This window comes from Hyphomonas oceanitis SCH89, from assembly GCF_000685295.1.
In the GTDB taxonomy this organism is placed as follows: domain Bacteria; phylum Pseudomonadota; class Alphaproteobacteria; order Caulobacterales; family Hyphomonadaceae; genus Hyphomonas; species Hyphomonas oceanitis.
Window position 1 is genome coordinate 1 of sequence record NZ_ARYL01000160.1, and the last position, 596, is coordinate 596.

At 52.9% G+C, this 596-nt stretch carries 1 protein-coding gene; it reads left to right on the forward strand.

What is annotated here, in order from left to right; translation table 11 throughout:
* Window positions 1-6 precede the first annotated feature (6 nt).
* Window positions 7-596, forward strand: a 590-nt coding sequence (locus HOC_RS20730; protein ID WP_241767113.1) for an alpha/beta fold hydrolase, incomplete at its 3' end; no start/stop codon positions are given.

Here is a 596-nt window from a genome sequence, read left to right on the forward strand (position 1 = left end):
CTAGTCATACTCGTTCACGGCTTTCCGGAGTCCTGGTATTCGTGGCGCCACCAGCTTTCAGCTTTAGCCGAGGCCGGTTACCAGGCCGTTGCCATTGATCTAAGAGGCTATGGGCGATCATCCAAATTCTTGGACTCCGAATATTATCTGATCAAGTCTGTTGTCGAGGACATCGTGGGTGTGGTCAGGGCGTTAGGTGCCTCAAGTGCCGTTGTCGTTGGACATGACTGGGGGACAATGATTGCCTGGACAGCGGCCTGGTTGCATCCTGAAATCTTCCGTGGCGTTGTGGGGCTTGCAATTCCTTTCTCTGGGCGCGGGCTAATTGCTCTGCCTGGCTCTCCTTTCGGTGAACGCTCTCCAGAAGATATTCATAAAGAATTGGCTGGACCAGACCAACAATTCTATCAGGACTATTTTGGTTCGCTGGCACCGGCCATACGGGAATTCGAAGAAGATTCGGGTGGTTGGATACGTGACGTTCTGTGGGCCTTTTCAGGCGAGAGTATGAAGGCTGCGGGTTTTTCTGGCCTTTTGGACTTACCGCAAGTGGACATCATACGTGCGAGCGCCCTTAGTATACCGTTTGGTGCTCG